The organism is Neobacillus niacini (assembly GCF_031457145.1).
Taxonomy (GTDB): domain Bacteria; phylum Bacillota; class Bacilli; order Bacillales; family Cytobacillaceae; genus Neobacillus; species Neobacillus niacini_J.
Window position 1 is genome coordinate 273582 of sequence record NZ_JAVDVZ010000003.1, and the last position, 19593, is coordinate 293174.

Genomic DNA, 19593 nt, shown 5'->3' on the forward strand with positions numbered 1-19593 from the left:
CCTCAAAGCTTGCTGAGGTGGGGGAGTGTTCATTAGACGAAAGCTGCAATAATGATTCCCATGATGGTTAGGGCTACGATGTGATAGCCTGCACTGATGAAGAATAGAGTATAGTTTCGGCTTTCAAAAAAGGTAGGAGATAATTCTCTAAAAGCTGCAATTAGACCAATTAAAAACCCAAATAATGCTCCATCTAAAATGGTAACAGTATCTAGTAAATTTATGAACAAAGATAGAACAACTGCTGTGAAAATCCCGCCAAGTGTGGTTAATCCATAGCCCACGTATGCACCTTTCGGATCAATATCCTCCATTTTTTTTCCTAAGGCTTTTACCCAAATGTTAGAAAAAAGGAGAGGTGAGTACCAGAGGGCACCAATTACCATGTTTGCGACAACTGCTAAAATAATGGCGAAAATACTTATATTTGTGAAATCCATTCCATATACCCCTTTAAAATATTCTGTGTATTCGGTAAATTATAACATGAGAAGTACTCAAAACAAAGCGTTCATAGTAAATATTCGGTGAATAAAGGCAATTGTAATTTTGCACTTAAAGTAACGAGCAGTTAGAGTTAGAAGGAGCAGTAATAGGTGTTTAAGATAAACGAACCCCTAATCAATATTTTTTAAAAGTAAAATAATAAAGCTCTCCTAAATAGTAAGGAGAGCTTGTATTATTTCAGTAATCGCATCTTGATTATTTAGTTAAAGCGTTCCTATCCTGCATTTGAGGTGGTTCTTCAAGCCAACCATTTTTCGCCATAAGTTTTCCACCCTCCCGCCCATAAGTTAATATGTCTTTTGCTTCATTAACCATTTTTAATGGGAGGTCACTTCGTAAACTAAATGCTGTTCCTAATGCACTGCTTCCTAAACCAAAGCTACAAAACATACTGGTACAGTACATCATCAGTTTATCTGAAAAAGGAGCTACTTTTGAGTCTGTTGCATTTGCCCCCCATGTTGAAGGTGGTTGAATATCACTTTGAAGAAATAATTGCGTATTATCAGTCACAATTTTTTTAGCTAATTCTTTTCCTTTTATGAAGTATTTTTTTACTTCGGGTTCATTTGCCACTTGTGCGAACCCCGTTATCAACTGCATGCCAATAATATTTGATTCAATTGCGTGATATAAATGTGATACTTCAACTGTATTCAATGCACGTTTTTCAGAAAATAAGTTAAAACCACTCATATAATTCGTTCCCTCTACAAACTCCACAGACTTTGGCATAGTTACAGCAGGAGGACGAAGCAAAACATCGTTCTCTTGCAAATAGTCCACACATTCATCGTAACCACTTTGGGTAAACTCAGTTAATTCTTTATAAAGAAGAACGATATCTTTGCGATATGACATATTTAGATGAAGTGTATGTAACCCCATGCTTATTGCTTGAAGAAGACGAAGAAACATAATATCAAACATGTTGTCATACAGCTTGGGTACGCCAGTATTAACATCTTGCTCTGTGAATCCGACAGGAATAACAGCACCTTCATTTTTAAAGATAGTTTTTATATCTTCAATATAGTTAATAATTTTCATATGAGTATTTTGCATAATTTCTTTAGCTTGATTGTCATCTGCTTGTTCTATAAAATATTCAAGCATTCTTTGTATCATTGTTTTTTCTTGATAGGTCATCCACAATGTTCCTAATTCACTTGAACTTAAAGCCTGTTTTTGCTTCATCATATAATCCTCCATTTTTCATATTTACTACAAATAATAAGCATTTTCATTAAACTTTAAATCGCATTAACAGACACTTTATAAAATTCCCAACCAATAATCCTGGGATTAAAGACAAAATTGGAAGCCACACAGGTCCAATTAAAATTTGTCCTAATTTAAATGAATGAGAGTAAATAAGCCCAATTGTTACAAAATAGGCTCCAAATACAAAAGGAAGATATGAATAAGGGGGAGTTTCTCCTCCGGCATCTTTATAAGCATCCCACATAGCAAACATATATAGACAGGGGTAGAACATTAGCCATTGGTAATTTGTTGCTTCGATTGCTTCTCTAATATTTCCTTGAAAGCTATACAAAATCACAATATTAAAATGACTATTAATATTAACGAGGACCTCCAAAAAAATAAAAGTGATTCCTTTAATGATTTTCCCATTTAATAACTGAGCAAAGCCTGGGAGAGCTATACTCCATAGAATAGCTTCTAACTTATCAGTCATAATCATATTGTCCTTATTATTTGTAATAGTTTTAGTATTTCCCATGGAAGATAATACTATGTAGTAGAGGAAGTTATGTTTCTTTCCTTATTCAATTATCGAGGCCAGGTTAGGATAAGAAGAAATAGTGGTGAAATATTGATTCTTTTTTATTAAGATCTTCCGCAATCAGGCGCTATCCTGTAACAAGGATAGCGCTTATTTTTGGTTTAGACTTTCTTGTCTCAAAAAGTTGTAAAAGAGGGAGTTTAGACTTTCATGTCTTTGAACAGATATCCAATTAATAGAGGAACTTCTTACATTCCTTTTTCTTCAAGTAGCTTTAGTAATAAATCAGGTCGATTCGTTAAAATTCCATCCGCTCCCGCATCAATAAGCTGTTCCATTGTTCGTGGATCATCAATCGTCCAGTAATGGATTTCCATTCCGAGCCGATGGGCCCCATTGATTAATCTTTTGTCCGTTAAGTCAAAGCCGCTGTCTTCCACAGGTAATTGAAAAGCATCCACTTTCGGTACATAAAGATTTCGTAAAAAGAATTTATGAAAGACAACAAAGCTTTTAACCTCTTGTCTTCCAGCAGATATGGCAACACGACCTTTGGCATACTTTTCAAACGTTGTAAGGATATCTTGGTCAAAAGCAGCTATAAGTATTTTATCTTCCATTTGATATTTCTCAATCAGGTTCCATAAACTTGAGGAAATTTCGTCTATTCTTTCGGGAGGATTGTCGTCTTTGATTTCAATTTCAATTTTCATATTTCCGAATGCTTGAAACATCTCATCGACCGTTGGAATATAGACACCTTTACCACGATAACTGTATTTACCTTCTAAATCTTTAAAATGATAACCGGCATCAAGCTCTTGAATTTCTGCTAAGGTCAGGTCTGCCACCGCACCTTTTCCATTCGTTGTCCGGTCAACCGTTGGATCATGGATAGCAACTAAGTGACCATCTTTTGTTATATGGATATCCGTTTCGAGGACATCAACCCCCAATTTAGCGGCATTCTCAAATGCTGTCATTGTATTAGATGGTGCTAATAGCTCCCCACCTTGATGGGCAATGACTAATGGACGATTATGATTAAAAAAGGCCTTTTGTTTGATTTGTTTGACTGGGAATAAATTAATTACTAATAGGAAAATAAATATGGCGGCAACGATCATTTTTAAAGATAGTAACACTTTATTCTCTCTTTTCACCTTTTCAACTGTGACATGTTGCATAGTTGCTGCTCCTCTTCTAATAGCCCTTTGAAAAATCAACAAGATTAACAGAAGGCTGAACACCAGAAATATAGTCTTTTAAATTGGGTATTAAGATATTTTTAATAACTCTTTGATTATAATGCTCAGTTGAACCAGAGGTGTGAGGAGTGATGATTACATTTTCCATATCCCATAAAGGACTATCAACGCTAAGTGGTTCTCTTTCAAACACATCTAAACCGGCACCAGCAATAATTCCCTCTCGTAACGCGTGTATCAAAGCTTCCTCATTAACAATTTCGCCACGTCCGATATTAATAAAGAAAGCTGAAGATTTCATAAGGTCGAATTGTTTGGAGCCGAATAAACGATGGGTTTCTTTGGTGAGAGGCAGTGTGACTACAACATAATCGCAGCTAGGAAGAATTTCATTTAATTGATTAGTGGTATACATTTCATCGACGAATTGCTGTTGTTTACCAGAATGGCGAACGCCGAGCACCTTCATTCCAAATGCCTTTGAAATTTTTGCAACTTCTTTGCCGATAGTTCCAACACCTATTATACCAACTGTCTTTTCATGCATTTCCAGCTTCATTCCCGAATGGTGCCATTTTCTTGCTTGTTGGTTATTGACATATGTATGAATCTTCCTCGTTAAACCTAGCATAAAAGCAAATATAGTTTCAGATATAGGATACGCATGTACTCCATTAGCACTGGTTACAATAATATTTCTTGATTCTAAGGATTCTAGCGGCAAGTTATTGACACCTGCACTCCAGGTTTGCAGCCATTTAAGCTTTGAATTGGGAGAGAGAAGAACTTCCTCAATACCCTTTTTCCAGCCCGCTATGATTTCGGCATCATGTAAATGCTCTTGCCAAATATCCTCGTCTTTTCCTATTATGATATTCCAATCGGGAATGACTTCTTTTATTTGATTAATAAGATTTTGATCTAAATCATGAGTAATAACTATTTTTCTCTTATCCATAGGTTTCCTCCAAATTGATGACTTCTCCTAAATTCATGATACCTGAATTTACTAAAAAATGATAACGATTATCATAGAAAATTAGAAGTAAAGGAAGAAAGACAGAGAGTTAAAAAAGAAAGGTCAGGTCCTCTGACTAAGGAGGGCTATCCTTTCATCATTCAATTAAAACTCTTGTCTGCGTCTTTTTTGTACCTGTAAAGTAACAAATCCAGCTAAAAGAACGATTGAACCAATTGCAACAAAGTTGTAAGCAGGAGAGGCTGTATTTGGAATAGAATGTCCGGTTGCTTTTACTTGAGGTGCAGGTGTAGGTGTAGTATTTGTTACTGGTGTCGGCGTTGTAGTTGGTTTTTCAACTGGCGTTGGAACTGTTTCTTTTTTGATATTTTCGATAGTAATTGTTTGTACTACTTCTTGTTCGAATCCATCTAGTACATAAACGGTATATGTACCGTTTTCAGTAACATGGCTAATAATTTGATTTCCAATCGCAAAAAGACCTATGACTTTATTAACATAGAATAAAAAAGAATTAAATAATTCCTACAGTAATATTCTAAATTTTCTTTACATTTGGTACAATAGGTTGAGAATGTAAAGTCCGAAAGGTGATTACCATTGGAGGATCAAAAACGTTAAGCAACCGTTATTATGAAAGCGCTTTATTAAAAGTGGGAAGTGGGGCGTTAATCATGAAACATCCATATTTAACTGACGACCATGAAATATTTCGAAAGTCTTTAAGGAAATTTTTAGAGAAAGAGGCTGTACCTTTTTATGATCAATGGGAAGAGGAGAGAATGATTCCCCGTTCCTTTTGGAGAAAAATGGGGGAGCAGGGCTTCCTATGTCCAGATTTAGTGGAAAAATATGGTGGCAGCGGGGTTGATTGGGGTTTTTCTGTTGTAATAAATGAAGAGTTAGAAAGAGTAGGTTCAGGTCTAGTGGGAATTGGACTGCATAATGATATTGTTGTCCCTTATATTAATACGTTTGGTTCAGAGGAGCAAAAGCAGCGCTGGCTGCCTCGTTGTGTGACCGGGGAATTGATTACGGCCATTGCGATGACGGAACCCGGTACAGGGTCAGACCTTGCCAATATCAAAACAACCGCCAAGCTTGATGGGGACCACTATGTACTAAATGGGCAAAAGACCTTTATTACAAATGGGATTCAATCTGATCTTATCCTTGTCGCCTGTAAAACAGACCCGAACGCAGTTCCAAAGCATAAAGGTGTCAGCTTGCTTTTAGTTGAACGAGATACTCCTGGTTTTTCACGAGGAAGAAAGCTGAACAAGGTTGGTCTTCATTGTCAGGATACTGCTGAGTTAATTTTTGAGGATTGCAAAGTTTCAAAGGAGAATCTACTTGGCGAAGAAGGTAAAGGCTTTTTCTATATGATGGATAAACTCCAGCAGGAACGGCTTGTTGTTGCAATCGCGGCTCAGACAGCAGCTGAGGTTATGCTTCGGGTGACGATTGAATATGTGAGAAGCCGTGAAGCCTTTGGAAAACCAGTCAGCCAATTCCAAAATACACAGTTTAAAATTGCCGAAATGGCCACAGAGGTTGAGATGGGGAGAGCCTTCTTAGACCAATTAATAGTAGAACATATGGATGGTCAAAATGTGGTGACTAAAGTTTCCATGGCGAAATGGAGGCTGACAGATACAGCTAAGAAAATTGCAGGTGAATGTCTCCAGCTTCATGGCGGCTATGGATACATGGAAGAATACGAGATTGCGAGAAGGTTCCGTGATATTCAAGTTTCTAGTATTTACGCGGGTACGAACGAAATCATGAAAACGATTATTGCAAAAAATCTAGGTTTATAAATAGGAGGAGATTTGGTTGACAACTACTATTGGACAAATTTTTGATTTAACAGTGAAAAGATTTCCGAATAAGGAAGCTATTTATGATGTTAGGAAAAATGTCCGTTATACGTATAAAGAATGGAGTGAGCAGGTCAACCGTTTGGCGAATGCGTTAGTGAAGGAAGGTGTAAAAAAGGGTGATCGAGTTTCTACCTTTATGTTTAATACGGAAGAATTAGGAACAGCCTTTTTTGCTTGTGCGAAACTTGGTGCCATTTTTAATCCAATTAATTTCCGGTTAATGCCTGAAGAAGTGGCCTTTATACTATCTGATGCAACGCCTAAGGTGGTTCTTTTTGAAAAAGCATTGGAACCAGTGATTTCAGCTATCGAAAATCGTTTTGAAGCTACTTCCTTCTGGTTTATCGATGAAGAAAAGCCAGCGTATGCTTCTAGCTATCAGGAAAAAATAGCAGCTGCTTCAAGCAAAGATATTCAGGCAGAAGTAAATGAAAATGACATTTATGCATTTATTTATACAAGCGGGACGACTGGAAGACCAAAAGGGGTTATGCATAGCCATCGCAATATGGTAGACCAAAGTGTACTCTGTATTGCAGCTCAAAAGCTAGAGGCGGAAGATGTAGGCCTTGTAACTGCTCCAATGTTCCACTGTGCAGAGCTTCATTGTGCTTTTTTGCCTAGAATTCATGTTGGTGGACGGAACGTGATACTTCATCAATTTAATCCTAAAGTAATTCTCCAATTGATTCAGCAAGAAAAAATTACGAAATTTTTTGCAGCGCCGACCATGTGGAATATGCTGCTGCAGGAAGATTTAAGCCAATATAATACAGAAAGTCTAAGACTTGGCTTGTATGGTGCAGCGCCGATGGCACCGTCACTCGTTCATGCTCTTCATGACCACTTTTTTATTGGGTTAGTTCAAGCCTATGGTATGACAGAAATGGGACCAGCAATTACCTTCCTATCACAGGATGACCAACTTAGAAAAGCAGGGTCAGCTGGGCAGGCTGCTTTGAATCACGATATTCGTGTGGTTCGAACACGAGAAGATGGACCATCAGATCCAGATGATGTCGTTCCAGTTGGAGAAACAGGTGAAATTATTGTCAAAGGTCCTTGCATGATGCTAGGATACTTTAATCGAGACGAGGCAACGGAAAAATCGATGTATAAAGGCTGGTATCATTCAGGAGATATTGGTTATTTAGATGCAGAGGGTTTTCTTTATGTCAATGACCGTGTAGACGATATGATTATCAGTGGCGGGGAGAATATTTATCCACGTGAAGTAGAGGATGTTTTGCATGCACATGACGGTGTCCTAGATGTAGCAATAGTGGGTCAGCCGGATGACCGCTGGGGTGAGACGGTTACAGCTTTTGTCGTGAAAAAAAATCCCCTGCTAACTGAACAGGAGTTGGATGAATACTGCAAAAACAGTGATAGTCTTGCCAATTATAAGCGTCCGCGTAAATATGTTTTCTGTGAGGCATTGCCTAGGAATGCAAGTGGAAAAATCCAAAAGTTTGTACTGCGGAAACAGTTAGAAGAGCTGTTTACACAGGGAAGATGAGTTAGGTGGCTGCCGGGGAGTTTTCCCGGCAGCTTTTCTAAATTAGTTGCGGATAGCCGGAAATACTGGCGGATAGCGGAAAATACTGGCGGATAGCGGAAAATACTGGCGGATAGCGGAAAATACTGGCGGATGGCGAGAAATACTGGCGGATAGCGGAAAATACTGGCGGATGGCAGAAAATACTGGCGGATGGCGAGAAATACTGGCGGATGGCGAGAAATACTAGCGGGTGGCAAGAAATATTCTCGGATGGCGGAAAATATTCTCGCATAACAAGAATTACTCTCGCATACCCAAAACCTACGATGAAAATTTCCTTCCAACGAATCCACATACCTAAAATCTAAGGTATAATGATAAAAGATTATTTACTAGAAGGGGGAGACGTATTTGTTGTTCGAGAAAGCTCAACAGTTATTAGAATCTCATTTTGGTTATTCATCCTTTCGAAATGGGCAGGAGCTTGCTATCCAATCCGTTTTAGCTGGAGAAAATACGATTTGTGTCATGCCGACTGGCGGCGGGAAATCTATTTGTTATCAAATTCCTGCACTTGTTCTACCAGGTACCACGATTGTCATATCCCCGTTAATCTCACTTATGAAGGATCAAGTCGATGCCCTCGTACAGGTAGGAATTCCTGCAACTTTTATTAACAGTTCATTAAATTTTAAGGAAGCTAATGAACGAATTTGGGAAGCAAAGCAGGGCGTGTACAAGCTCCTATACATAGCCCCCGAGCGATTAGAATCACGAGAATTTATTGAGGATTTGAAACAAATGGATATTCCATTAGTTGCGGTCGATGAAGCTCACTGTATCTCACAATGGGGACATGATTTTCGCCCAAGCTACCGCCATATCCAGAAAATGGTCTACAATCTTCCACAGAAACCCAATGTATTAGCACTTACTGCAACAGCAACACCAAGGGTTCGAGAAGATATCTGCGAAACACTAGATATTGACGAAGAGAATTCGATTATTACAGGCTTTGAACGAGAGAATCTTACTTTTTCTGTTATTAAAGGTCAAGACAGGCTTCTTTTTTTAAGAGATTATTTAAAAAAGAATGAAAAAGAGGCGGGCATAATCTATGCAGCCACAAGGAAGAATGTTGACCAGCTTTACGAAAGACTGAAGAAACAAAATATCAATGTAGCCAGGTATCATGCAGGGATGGGGGATGCCGAGCGCATACGTGAGCAGGATCGATTTTTAAAAGATGAAGCCTCCGTAATGGTTGCGACTTCCGCCTTTGGGATGGGAATTGATAAGTCCAACATCCGCTACGTTCTCCATTTTCAGCTTCCAAAAAATATGGAAAGCTATTATCAGGAGGCAGGTCGTGCAGGGCGAGACGGACTCGAGAGTGAATGTATTCTTCTTTATTCCTCCCAGGATGTGCAAGTTCAGCGTTTTTTAATTGATCAATCCAGCGACCGAACAAGAATGACTCAAGAACTCGAAAAGTTACAGCAGATGGTGGATTATTGTCATACAGAAAACTGTCTTCAAGAATTTATATTAAAATATTTTGGAGAAACAGAGACTGAGCAGTGCAGACATTGCGGTAATTGCCTTGATTCACGAACTAGCATCGATGTAACAAAAGAAGCACAAATGGTGATGTCTTGTATGATTCGGATGGGCCAGCGATTCGGTAAAACACTAACGGCTCAAGTCTTAACAGGTTCGAAAAATAAAAAAGTAACGGAACTGGGTTTTGACAAGCTTACTACTTATGGAATTCTGAAGGAGAAAGGGTTGAAAGAAGTCACCGGCTTTATTGAATTCTTAATCTCACAGGATTTAATCGCGATTGAACAAGGACAATTTCCAACCATGTATGTATCTCCAAAAGGAAAAGACGTTTTGCTTGGAAAGGAACAAGTGCAGCGAAGAGAAACAGTTAAAGTAAAAGAAATTTCAAAAGATGACCCGCTATTTGAAATTCTAAGAGAAGTAAGAAGAGCGATTGCAGAAACAGAGAATGTACCGCCATTTGTCATTTTTTCTGATGCAGCGCTAAAGGACATGTGTGCCAAATTGCCAAAGTCGAGTGAAGAATTTTTAAATGTGAGTGGTGTAGGGGAACTTAAGCTTAAGAAATATGGTCTTGATTTTATTCAAGCGATACGTCAGTTTTGCGAAGCTCATCCAGACCGCCAGCCAGAGCTAATCAAAGCAGCTGCTCCGAAAAAGGCAGCCAAAAAGGCTGTTGGAGACTCTCATTTGGAGACCTTTCAGTTACACCAGCAAAACTTAACCATAGAGGAGATTTCAGAAAAACGTGAGTTAGCCATAAGCACCGTTGAAAGTCATTTAATACAGTGTGCTCAACAAGGAATGGAAGTAGATTTCAACAGACTCATTCCTGAAGAATTTATCCGATTGATGGAAAAAGCAGTTGAAGAGGTTGGTAGAGATCGACTAAAGCCAATTAAAGAGCAGCTGCCAGAAGAAGTAAGCTATTTTATGATTAAGGGATATCTTTACTTTCTTAGCAAAAAAAATAAAGATAAATAAGAGTTATATTAATTTACACTTATTTTTGGAATATTCTTACTATGACTGTCGTCTGCCGACTTATTTCCCGGGAATTTGTCGATAAACAAGAGCCGTATCAGAAATACGGCTCTTGTTTATTCTTTATATTCGTCCAGAAACGGTTTGTTAACAAAGTAATACATCCACGCCATTAGTAGACTACCACCAAATAAATTGCCAATGGTAACAGGGATTAGATTATGAATAACTCCTGCCCACGAAATGGTTCCAGGATGATTTAATACTAAAGCAATAGCGAAGGTACACATGTTGGCGATACTGTGTTCATAGCCGGAAATGAAAAAGCAGAATACAAACAGAATCATTGAAAACATTTTCGGTCCGTCGCCTTGCAGTCCCAACGGAATAAAAAAAGCTAAGCAAACAAGCCAATTACAAAGAATCGCTCTAAAAAACAACTCTACCGTTGGAACCTGCATTTTCTTTTCTACGACACTCAATAAAAAACCATTTACGGATGATTCTTCGTATAGGCCAGTTGTATAAATAATAAAGGCAAAGAGAACGGCGCCTAAAATATTTCCTACATAGCTGCTAATCCATAACTTGGTTACTTCGCTCCAGGCCATCTTTCTACGCAGTGCTGTGTAGGTATAATAAAAGGTATTACCAGTAAACAAGTCCCCTCCAGCATAAGCAATTAATATTATGGCAGAACCAAAAGTTAGAGCAGCCATTGGATAAGCAAAAGGTGAATGTTCTAAATAAAAATAGTTCCCTGTCTTAAAAGCTACAATTACTCCAAAACCGATAAACATACTGGCAAGCATGGCTCTTAGAATGTATCGTAACAGGCTTTGCCTAAAGATTTTAACTTTCTTTAATGCTAATTTTTCCACTTCACTTAACGGCTGCATTTCCATTATGTATTCCCACCATTCACCATTAACATTTTCTTAGTGTTAATCGGGTTACATTAAAATATGCATGGAGAATAATAGATACATTCATTACATAAGATTTTTAAAAGCTTTAAAATAGCCATAAAAACTATATTTCAGCTATAATGAAGTGGTTTTTCTAATATTGATTTTAAGGAGTTTACTATGTCCGAATTTAAAAAAATAACCCCTGATTATGACCCGTGGGAAGCATATAATGATATACAGCAATACGGAAAGCCCCAACTAACTAATATTGAATTTACGACAACAACCTTATGTAATATGCGCTGTGAACATTGCGCAGTAGGATACACCCTTCAAACAAAAGATCCAGAGGCACTTCCGCTTGAATTGCTTTTGCATAGGTTAGATGAGATTCCTACCTTACGTTCCCTTAGTATTACTGGGGGAGAACCAATGCTGTCTCTTTCCTCTATCAGAAACTATGTGGTACCTATTTTACAATATGCTCATGAACGAGGTGTTCGGACGCAAATCAATTCGAATTTGACCCTTGATTTAGCACGTTATGAATTAATCATTCCTTATTTGGATATTTTACATATTTCACATAACTGGGGCACAGTCGATGATTTCGTCGAGGGCGGGTTTGCAAGGATGGCAAACAAACCGGATTACAAACAGCGGGAAAAATATTTTACCAGAATGATAGAAAATAGCAGGGAACTAGTGAAGGCAGGTGTGATGGTATCTGCGGAAACGATGCTTAACAAACGTACACTTCCTCATCTTGAAAAAATACATCGCCAAATTGTTGACGAGATGCTCTGTCAACGACATGAGGTTCACCCGATGTACCCAAGTGATTTTGCTAGTAATCTCGAATCATTATCACTTGATGAAATTAGGGAAGCCATTCATCATTTACTAGATATTCGTGATGAAAAAGTATGGATGCTTTTTGGTACGCTTCCTTTTTATGCTTGCAGTGATAATCCCGAGGATTTAAAACTTTTAACTAGACTCTATCAAAGTCAAAATGTAACCCTCAGAAATGATCCTGATGGTCGTTCCCGATTGAATGTCAATATTTTTAATGGAGACATTATCGTCACTGACTTTGGTGATACCCCAGCACTGGGAAATGTCGTTGATACCAAGCTAGTGGATGCATATGAAAACTGGCAATCCACCACAACCGCTAAGGAATTGAGTTGTCATTGTCCGGCTGTGTCTTGCCTTGGTCCAAATATTTTAGTCAAAAACAGTTATTATCAAAATATAGACTTTTCCAACCACCAAAATAAAATAAGCAAATAAAAAAGCAGGAGATACCTGCTTTTTTCTATGTTGTATGATGTTTGACGAGCTTTGGATGACGGTGCATCGAGATAAACAGAATGATTCCACTAACGATTAATAATGCACTTGTGCTAATAAATACAGCGGAGAATCCTAAATAACCTGAAATGAATCCGCCTAACAATGGACCAATAATATTTCCAAGGAACCGTAAACTAGTATTGTAGCCAAGAACTTCACCTTGCATTGCAATTGGAGCCTCTTGTCGAATATAAGCAATACGGACTGGAATAATCCCGCCAATAGCAATTCCAAGTGCAAAGCGAATAATAACCAACTGCCAGAAGTCCGTAACCGCAGCACCAGGAAGGTAAATGATGCCTGATACAAACAGGAGGATGACAAGAATTTTTATATAACCGTGCTTATCCGCAATCTTACCCCAACTTCTTGACATCAGCAGGTTACCTAATCCCGCAGCTGAAAAAGCAATCCCTGAATAAAAAGCAATGTTGGTAGATCCATGCAATTCGGTGACAAATAAAGATAAAATGGGTTGAATGCTAAAGTGGGCTATTTGTACAAGAGCTGAAATGAATAGAACAGTTAGTAGCACCGGATTCTTAAGTATATGTGCTAATACTTCTTTACTGGAATAATGTGATTTGGTTCCCTTTTTCGCTTCAATTACATATTCCTTTGTTGCAAAAACAAGCAGACCGGAAACAAAAATAGCAATGGAAGTCCACTTGAAGGTCAAGGAGTATCCTAGTGAATCCGCTAAAACCCCACCAAGCATCGGGCCAAGCAGTGAACCCGTTATACTGCCTGTTTGTAATGTCCCAAGTACACGTCCAGCTATTTCTTTTGGAGTTTGGGTGGAAATAAAGGCTTGTGACATTGGAATAAAGCCTGTGAAAAATCCCATCAAAAGCCGAAGCAGGAAAAGCTGCCAAACGGATTGGACATACCCCATTAGAAATATTGAAAATCCCATTCCAATCCCAGTAAAAATGAGAATTTTTTTTCTTCCATAACGATCGCCAATTTTCCCCCAAATGGGTGAAAAGATAAAAGCGGATACAAATGTTACCGCAAACGTTATGCCTGACCAATGCTGCACGTATTTTTCTGAAAAATCTCCAAAGGTCTTTATGTATAACGAAATAAATGGCAGAACCATCGTCATACTGCCGGCAACAAAGAAGTTAGAAAACCACATGATGACGATATTACGTTTAGCCATCTCCGATTTAGTCATGCCATTCCACTTCTTTCTGTAAGTATTTCGCTTTCCTAAATACTACAATAAGGTATAAATGTTTGAAAGTAATATTACCTGTTGATTAGCTTCTAGCAATTGAAAAGTAATTATGTGAATATTGCCAAAAAGTAACTTTAATTAAAATATTAGGATATGGGAAAGGCCCTATTTTTATTGATAAAAAAAGGGTTTTTGATTAAACTTAGGAAATCATAGGAAGAAAGAATAAATGTGGTGATAGTAAGATGGAAAATCAAAAGTCAGAAACATACGATATTATCGAGGTTTGCTTACTAGCTGGGAAAATCATGCTGCAAAGCGGCGGGGAGACCTATCGTGTTGAAGATACAATGATGAGGATTGCTGCAGCTTTTGGAATTGATAAAACACATAGCTATGTAACTCCAACGGGAATTATCTTTTCTGCAGAGGGTTCTGAACCGACTAAAACGAAGTTGATTCGAATATTATCACGGTCAACTGATTTAAAAAAGGTGGCCATGGTAAACAGCATTTCGCGAAAAATCACCTCAGGTGAGACCAACCTGGAAGAAGCATTAATTCTATTAAAGGAATTAGACGCTTTGGATGTAACTTTCCCATTCATGGTTCAGGTTGCAGCTGCTTCTATTGCCAGCGGCTGTTTTATGATCATGTTTAGGGGGGAGTGGAATGACTTTATCCCAGCCATGATAACGGGAGGTTTGGGATATCTGGGTTTTCTATACTTCCACCGTTTTGTCCCTATCAAGTTTTTCTCGGAGTTTTTAGCATCTTTCATTATTGGGTTACTCGCATTAATTTTTATTGAACTAGGAATTGGGCACCAGTTGGACAAAATTATCATTGGTTCGGTCATGACCTTGGTACCTGGACTATTAGTTACGAATGCAGTGAGGGATTTAATGGCTGGTCATTTAGTCTCGGGATTATCAAAGGGTGCGGAGGCCGTTCTAACGGCATTTGCCATCGGATCAGGAATTGCGGTTGTTTTATCATTTATATAAACGGAGGCAAAAAGTGGACATAATTGGACAACTACTCACAAGCTTTTTTGCAACAGCTGCCTTTGGAGTGATATTTAATGCACCGAAGAATACATTAGTTAAATGCGGCTTAGTTGGAATGGGTGGCTGGATTATTTACTATTTATCGGAAAGCTATACGGGAGAGGCGGTTTTCGCAACTTTCGGAGCGACGCTTTTTATTGGTATCGTTAGTCAACAGCTCGCTAAATTTTATAAAACGCCAGTTATTATTTTTAGTGTCGCTGGAATCATTCCCTTAGTTCCAGGTGGACTGGCTTATGACACGATGAGGAAATTTGTAGAGGACGATTATTTTACTGCGTTAACATTAGGTGCAAAAGTAATCATGCTGTCTGGCTCCATTGCATTTGGTCTCGTATTTTCAGAAGTAATTAACCAAGTAGTCCGTAAAATAAAAGGTGCTAGTAGGACGATGAGGGTGTAATCAACTCAAAAATTAGACGAAGGCAGAGGATTTAATTCCTCTGTCTTCTTTTGCTTTTGGTTCGAGTGGTGACTATCGTAACTTGAGAATGGTTTCTAACAACCTTTTGAGTCAGCTTCTTTCTCCTAAAACCTCTATTGACCCCTAAATTAGTTAAAAATGGATTATATTGAATATCCCTCCATATAAAGATACAAACTAACCTATCTTATTCCATAATAGGTGGGTTTTCTCTATGGCTTTTTTTCGAAAATATCGTAATAAAAAGAAGCAACAAACACCATTCCAAATACAGAACAATGACATCACTAAAAACCTCATAAGTCCACTGTTATTGGAGAATATGGCAGAAATACAGAAGATTTTTAGCGAGACTCCTGATTTGGTTGTGAAGAACTTTGTCATAAAACAAACAAAGTGCCCTGCAGCTCTTGTTTATTTAAGCGGTATTACAGATACAAAGACCATTCATAATCATGTTTTGAGCCCGCTCTTATTCGAAGCGAATAAGGAGGAGAAAGACTTTGAAGTACAGGTATCACTTGGTCATGTAAAAGAAAAAAATGCTTGGCAGGAAATTGAAAGTGCGATTTTACAAGGAAATAGTGTCTTATTTATTGATAAGCGGATTAAGGCATTCATCTTTGATACACAGGGATGGCCACAAAGAGGAATTGAGGATACTACCATTGAGTCTTCCTTAAGAGGTGAACATATAGGGTTCACAGAAACTGGAAGTAACAACATCGCTATGATTCGCCGCCATATTCCAAACCGCGAGTTGAAAATGAAGGAAATGACCGTTGGTGCAAGAGGGAATTTGAAGCTTACAATTATGTATTTAGCTGATGTTGCAAATCCAGAGGTATTGAAGGAGCTTGTAGACCGAATAAACAAACTCGAAGTTGATAGTATTATAAATGCCGCTTCCTTATCAGAATATATTGAGGATAATCCCTACTCTCCGTTTCCGCAACTATTTTTAACGGAGCGTCCTGATTTTGCTGCTGCAGAAATATTACAGGGGAGAATTGTGACAGTAGTGGATCGATCTCCAAATGTCCTAATTGGACCAGCAACGTTTGAAATTTTTTTCAAGAGTATGGATGATTATGGGGCACGGTGGATAGTGGCATCCTTTATTCGCCTCATGAGATATTTGGGATTTATTGTTGCCATATTTTTACCGGCAACCTATATTGCCGTGATTTCCTTTCACTTTGAAATCATTCCTTTAAAGTTGCTATTATCCGTCGCTGCATCCAGGGAGCGAGTTCCGTTTCCGCCATTTATAGAAGCAATCATAATGGAAATAACATTAGAAATGCTGCGTGAAGCAGGTATACGTCTTCCTGCAAAAATTGGTCAAACAGTTGGTATCGTCGGCGGTATTGTCATTGGCCAAGCGGCTGTAGCGGCAGGGATTGTAAGTAATATCATGGTGATTGTCGTAGCATTGACTGCAATCGCTTCGTTTATTATTCCGAATTACGATATGGGCGCAGCCATTCGGATGCTCCGATTTCCAATGATGATCGCAGCATCATTATTCGGATTTGTGGGACTCACAGTTGGATTAATGACATTAATTGCCCATTTTATTGCACTCGAATCATTAGGTACACCTTATGGCAGTCCAATCGCTCCATTACGCTTTCCAGATTGGAAGGATCTATTTATTCGGTTTCCAGAGTGGGCTATAATAAAGCGCCCTGAAAGTACAAGAGCTATTCAAAAGAAAAAAGCGAATTCAAATCGTCCAAAGGGTGACGAACAGTAATGAAATATACAAAAAATCAAATTACGTTCATGCAATATATATTTTTAATTCATGGTGTCCAGGTTGGGGTCGGTCTTTTAACATTGCCACGTGAATTAGCTGAAAAAGCTGGGACAGATGGCTGGATTTCGCTCATTATTGGCTGGGTATTTTCTACACTAGCTAGTTTAATCATTATACAGGTGATGAAGAATTACCCTAATGGAACGATTATTGATCTTTTAACTCATTATTTTGGAAAATGGTTAGGGAAAATCGCTGCATTTATTTTCGTTTTGTATTTCGCTTTTTTAGGCGCTATCGTTTTTATTCGGGAAGGACTGTTTATCCAATTTTGGATTTTGCCCCAAACAGACTTGTTTATCTTACTGTTTCTCTTATCCATTCCCAGCTACCTGATTGTTCGAAATAATATAACGATATTAGGCAGGTATGCTGAATTGGTGTTCTTTATGACGACATGGATGCTCTTCTTTTATTTCACTCCTTTAAAAGAAGCTCACTGGCTTCACCTGCTTCCCATTATTAAGGAAGGATGGAAACCAATACTTACAGCGGTAAGAACAACGATTTTTTCCTTTTTAGGATTTGAAATCGCCTTTTTCCTTTATCCTTTTTTGCAAAATAAACAAAAAGCGTCCATCGGAATATTCATTGCCAATACCCTTACGTTAGTCTTATTTTTAATTGTTACGATCGTTGCTTTTACTTTTTATAGTCCAGATGAAATTACCCAATATAAAGAGCCGACCATTAATCTGTTAAAAATAGTTGAATTTAAATTTTTGGAACGGTTGGAAATAGTCTTTCTTTCTTTGTATATATTTGTCATATCTACAACGGTCCTGCCTCTTTTTTTTGCGACTGTATTTTCTACCAGTCAATTATTTGGTAAACAAGATCACAGTAAATATGTAGGTTGGTTATTACTTCTTAACATTGTCTATGTTTTTTTCTTACCCCAAACTTTTGACCAAAATACACAGTTTCAAAAAGGAATCGAGCCTATTAGTCTAATACTTGTGTATGCTTTTCCTCTATGTTTATGGGTATATCTCGGGCTTTATTCTCGCCTTAAAAGGAGGGCCCTTAAATGAAACGTTGGTGTCATGCGACTCTATTCATTTTCCTTATCGTCATCCTTTCTAGCTGTGGCAGTAAAGCTCCTTTAGAGGATTTGACACTTGCCTTAGTCATTGGTATTGATCTAGATGATGAAAATAACCTTGTCTTTTATGAAATAAATCCAGTTTTTGGTGGTGGAGCAAAGAAAGGAATTCAAGCATATGAAGTAAAGGCGAAAACAATACGAGATTCAAGAAGACTTTTTGACGCTTTGACAACAGGAGAAGTAACGGCTGGAAAAATTCAAGTATTATTAGTGGGAAAACGTGTCCTCCAACATGAAGATTGGTTTCCGATATTGGATACTGTATATCGAAATCCTACATTTTCTATGAGTACAAGAGTAGTAACGGTTAATGGTCCTGTTACAGAAGTGATTTCTCATCAACCAAAAGAGATACCTCAATTATCGTTACATTTAAAAGCAGTGATTGATAAGAATTATGATCGAACGAGAGCAGTAAAAGGTACTCTTCAAGAACTGCACAGGGAGATGCGTGATAAGGCGATGACTCCTTTTATTTGGGAGGTGAAAAAAGGAAAAAAACTGGAGCTAACAGGAATATCTCTTCTTGATAAAAAAGGGAAATATGCTCAATTTCTAAATATGCGTGAATCATCGCTGTTATTGATGTTACAGAATAAAAAGAGGAAGGAAGTTACCTTTACAATTCCAGTCCTTCCAACCGGAGATGAGAAAAATATCTTCCATAAAAATATGATAAGTTTTTCTGAAAGTAGAGTAAAAACGAAGATAAAATCTGGATATAAGCAGAACAAATTTCATTTTGATATTAAAGTTAAAATGTCCATCAATATAGTAGAACGATTATTTCCAGAGGATAAGTTAGATAAAGAACAGCTAAAAAAGCAAATTGAAAAAGAGTTGAAAAAACAAATAATGGACCTCATTACAAAAATCCAAAAAAAAGAGATTGATCCTATCGGACTTGGACTTTATGCCCGTGCTTACCAATATGACCATTATAAAAAGGTAGAAAATAATTGGGGAAAGGAATTGGCTGAAGCTGATGTCAATGTATCTGTAAAAATAGACATTATCGCTAATGGGGCTGTCATCCAATAACGCTTTGAAAATATAAAAAAGCACTTCAAAATTGGACGAAGGCAGAGGATTATAATCCTCTGCCTTCTTTTGCTTTTGATCCAAATGGGATCACTATAGTAACTTGTGAATGGTTGTTTCGATGATTAGCCATCGCAAGGTAAAAATTTATATATAATAAATGGTATTAAAAGACCAATTTGCCGCGGTTACTGTTCCACCTGATGGTTTTAGACCTAAACGACGTAAGCCCTACCTCTCTTACATCCTTACGGCTCCGAAGCCGATCCAGTGTGAATAGTTTTACTTTTAAAACAT

General features: G+C 37.9%; 17 protein-coding genes. 9 read left to right on the forward strand and 8 right to left on the reverse strand.

What is annotated here, in order from left to right:
- Positions 1-32: 32 nt before the first annotated feature.
- From J2Y03_RS10360 to J2Y03_RS10380, 5 genes are all read right to left on the reverse strand, one after another.
- Entirely contained in the window at positions 33-440 is a 408-nt protein-coding gene (locus J2Y03_RS10360; protein ID WP_310193607.1) for a DUF1761 domain-containing protein, read from the reverse strand.
- Positions 441-702: 262 nt separating this feature from the next.
- A complete protein-coding gene (locus J2Y03_RS10365; protein WP_310193609.1) occupies positions 703-1704 on the reverse strand; it encodes a DUF3231 family protein in 1002 nt (333 codons plus the stop codon).
- Positions 1705-1753: 49 nt separating this feature from the next.
- Positions 1754-2254, reverse strand: a complete 501-nt coding sequence (locus J2Y03_RS10370; RefSeq protein ID WP_310193610.1) for a hypothetical protein — start codon at positions 2252-2254, stop codon at positions 1754-1756.
- Positions 2255-2505: 251 nt separating this feature from the next.
- Positions 2506-3444 carry a glycerophosphodiester phosphodiesterase gene (locus J2Y03_RS10375; RefSeq protein ID WP_310193612.1) on the reverse strand — a complete coding sequence of 313 codons (939 nt, stop codon included), beginning with the start codon at positions 3442-3444 and terminating at the stop codon, positions 2506-2508.
- Between the two features lie 16 nt (positions 3445-3460).
- The gene (locus J2Y03_RS10380; RefSeq protein ID WP_310193614.1) at positions 3461-4423 is read right to left on the reverse strand and encodes a D-2-hydroxyacid dehydrogenase; all 963 of its coding nucleotides are present in this window, start codon (positions 4421-4423) and stop codon (positions 3461-3463) included.
- Between the two features lie 695 nt (positions 4424-5118).
- Between J2Y03_RS10380 and J2Y03_RS10385 the strand changes: the two genes are divergently transcribed.
- Together J2Y03_RS10385 and J2Y03_RS10390 are read left to right on the forward strand one after the other, a co-directional pair.
- Positions 5119-6264: an acyl-CoA dehydrogenase family protein gene (locus J2Y03_RS10385; protein WP_310194003.1), complete on the forward strand. Its 1146-nt coding sequence runs from the start codon at positions 5119-5121 to the stop codon at positions 6262-6264.
- A gap of 16 nt (positions 6265-6280) precedes the next feature.
- Complete coding sequence (locus tag J2Y03_RS10390) at positions 6281-7846, forward strand: fatty acid--CoA ligase (RefSeq protein ID WP_310193615.1); 1566 nt, start codon at positions 6281-6283, stop codon at positions 7844-7846.
- Between the two features lie 37 nt (positions 7847-7883).
- Here the strand turns inward: J2Y03_RS10390 and J2Y03_RS10395 are convergent, their stop codons facing one another.
- A complete protein-coding gene (locus J2Y03_RS10395) occupies positions 7884-8183 on the reverse strand; it encodes a hypothetical protein (RefSeq protein ID WP_310193618.1) in 300 nt (99 codons plus the stop codon).
- A gap of 59 nt (positions 8184-8242) precedes the next feature.
- Between J2Y03_RS10395 and recQ the strand changes: the two genes are divergently transcribed.
- Entirely contained in the window at positions 8243-10378 is a 2136-nt protein-coding gene (gene recQ / locus J2Y03_RS10400; protein ID WP_310194006.1) for a DNA helicase RecQ, read from the forward strand.
- 116 nt (positions 10379-10494) lie between these two features.
- Here recQ and J2Y03_RS10405 read toward each other — a convergent pair whose 3' ends face one another.
- Entirely contained in the window at positions 10495-11283 is a 789-nt protein-coding gene (locus J2Y03_RS10405; RefSeq protein ID WP_310193619.1) for a formate/nitrite transporter family protein, read from the reverse strand.
- A 183-nt stretch (positions 11284-11466) separates the two neighbouring features.
- Between J2Y03_RS10405 and yfkAB the strand changes: the two genes are divergently transcribed.
- Complete coding sequence (gene yfkAB / locus J2Y03_RS10410; RefSeq protein ID WP_310193620.1) at positions 11467-12585, forward strand: radical SAM/CxCxxxxC motif protein YfkAB; 1119 nt, start codon at positions 11467-11469, stop codon at positions 12583-12585.
- A gap of 25 nt (positions 12586-12610) precedes the next feature.
- Here yfkAB and J2Y03_RS10415 read toward each other — a convergent pair whose 3' ends face one another.
- Positions 12611-13813: an MFS transporter gene (locus tag J2Y03_RS10415; RefSeq protein ID WP_396954189.1), complete on the reverse strand. Its 1203-nt coding sequence runs from the start codon at positions 13811-13813 to the stop codon at positions 12611-12613.
- 263 nt (positions 13814-14076) lie between these two features.
- Here J2Y03_RS10415 and J2Y03_RS10420 point away from each other — a divergent pair, with 263 nt between their 5' ends.
- From J2Y03_RS10420 to J2Y03_RS10440, 5 genes are all read left to right on the forward strand, one after another.
- Positions 14077-14838: a threonine/serine exporter family protein gene (locus tag J2Y03_RS10420; RefSeq protein WP_310193626.1), complete on the forward strand. Its 762-nt coding sequence runs from the start codon at positions 14077-14079 to the stop codon at positions 14836-14838.
- A gap of 13 nt (positions 14839-14851) precedes the next feature.
- Positions 14852-15304, forward strand: a complete 453-nt coding sequence (locus J2Y03_RS10425) for a threonine/serine exporter family protein (protein WP_310193629.1) — start codon at positions 14852-14854, stop codon at positions 15302-15304.
- Positions 15305-15539: 235 nt separating this feature from the next.
- Positions 15540-17084: a spore germination protein gene (locus tag J2Y03_RS10430; RefSeq protein WP_310193632.1), complete on the forward strand. Its 1545-nt coding sequence runs from the start codon at positions 15540-15542 to the stop codon at positions 17082-17084.
- Positions 17084-18181 (forward strand): GerAB/ArcD/ProY family transporter, encoded by a 1098-nt coding sequence (locus tag J2Y03_RS10435; protein WP_310193634.1) that lies wholly within the window; start codon positions 17084-17086, stop codon positions 18179-18181. Before J2Y03_RS10430 ends, J2Y03_RS10435 begins: the two co-directional genes overlap by 1 nt.
- Positions 18178-19296 (forward strand): Ger(x)C family spore germination protein, encoded by a 1119-nt coding sequence (locus J2Y03_RS10440; RefSeq protein ID WP_310193636.1) that lies wholly within the window; start codon positions 18178-18180, stop codon positions 19294-19296. The genes J2Y03_RS10435 and J2Y03_RS10440 overlap by 4 nt, the downstream gene beginning before the upstream one ends.
- The last annotated feature ends 297 nt before the right edge of the window (positions 19297-19593 follow it).

Excerpts from the sequence above, each read along its gene's own strand:
- J2Y03_RS10360 (WP_310193607.1), bottom strand. The coding sequence starts at position 440 with ATGGATTTCACAAATATAAGTATTTTCGCCATTATTTTAGCAGTTGTC.
- J2Y03_RS10365 (WP_310193609.1), bottom strand. The coding sequence starts at position 1,704 with ATGAAGCAAAAACAGGCTTTAAGTTCAAGTGAATTAGGAACATTGTGG.
- J2Y03_RS10370 (WP_310193610.1), bottom strand. The coding sequence starts at position 2,254 with ATGGGAAATACTAAAACTATTACAAATAATAAGGACAATATGATTATG.
- J2Y03_RS10375 (WP_310193612.1), bottom strand. The coding sequence starts at position 3,444 with ATGCAACATGTCACAGTTGAAAAGGTGAAAAGAGAGAATAAAGTGTTA.
- J2Y03_RS10380 (WP_310193614.1), bottom strand. The coding sequence starts at position 4,423 with ATGGATAAGAGAAAAATAGTTATTACTCATGATTTAGATCAAAATCTT.
- J2Y03_RS10385 (WP_310194003.1), top strand. The coding sequence starts at position 5,119 with ATGAAACATCCATATTTAACTGACGACCATGAAATATTTCGAAAGTCT.
- J2Y03_RS10395 (WP_310193618.1), bottom strand. The coding sequence starts at position 8,183 with ATGTGGATTCGTTGGAAGGAAATTTTCATCGTAGGTTTTGGGTATGCG.
- J2Y03_RS10405 (WP_310193619.1), bottom strand. The coding sequence starts at position 11,283 with ATGGAAATGCAGCCGTTAAGTGAAGTGGAAAAATTAGCATTAAAGAAA.
- yfkAB (WP_310193620.1), top strand. The coding sequence starts at position 11,467 with ATGTCCGAATTTAAAAAAATAACCCCTGATTATGACCCGTGGGAAGCA.
- J2Y03_RS10415 (WP_396954189.1), bottom strand. The coding sequence starts at position 13,813 with ATGGCTAAACGTAATATCGTCATCATGTGGTTTTCTAACTTCTTTGTT.
- J2Y03_RS10420 (WP_310193626.1), top strand. The coding sequence starts at position 14,077 with ATGGAAAATCAAAAGTCAGAAACATACGATATTATCGAGGTTTGCTTA.
- J2Y03_RS10430 (WP_310193632.1), top strand. The coding sequence starts at position 15,540 with ATGGCTTTTTTTCGAAAATATCGTAATAAAAAGAAGCAACAAACACCA.
- J2Y03_RS10435 (WP_310193634.1), top strand. The coding sequence starts at position 17,084 with ATGAAATATACAAAAAATCAAATTACGTTCATGCAATATATATTTTTA.
- J2Y03_RS10440 (WP_310193636.1), top strand. The coding sequence starts at position 18,178 with ATGAAACGTTGGTGTCATGCGACTCTATTCATTTTCCTTATCGTCATC.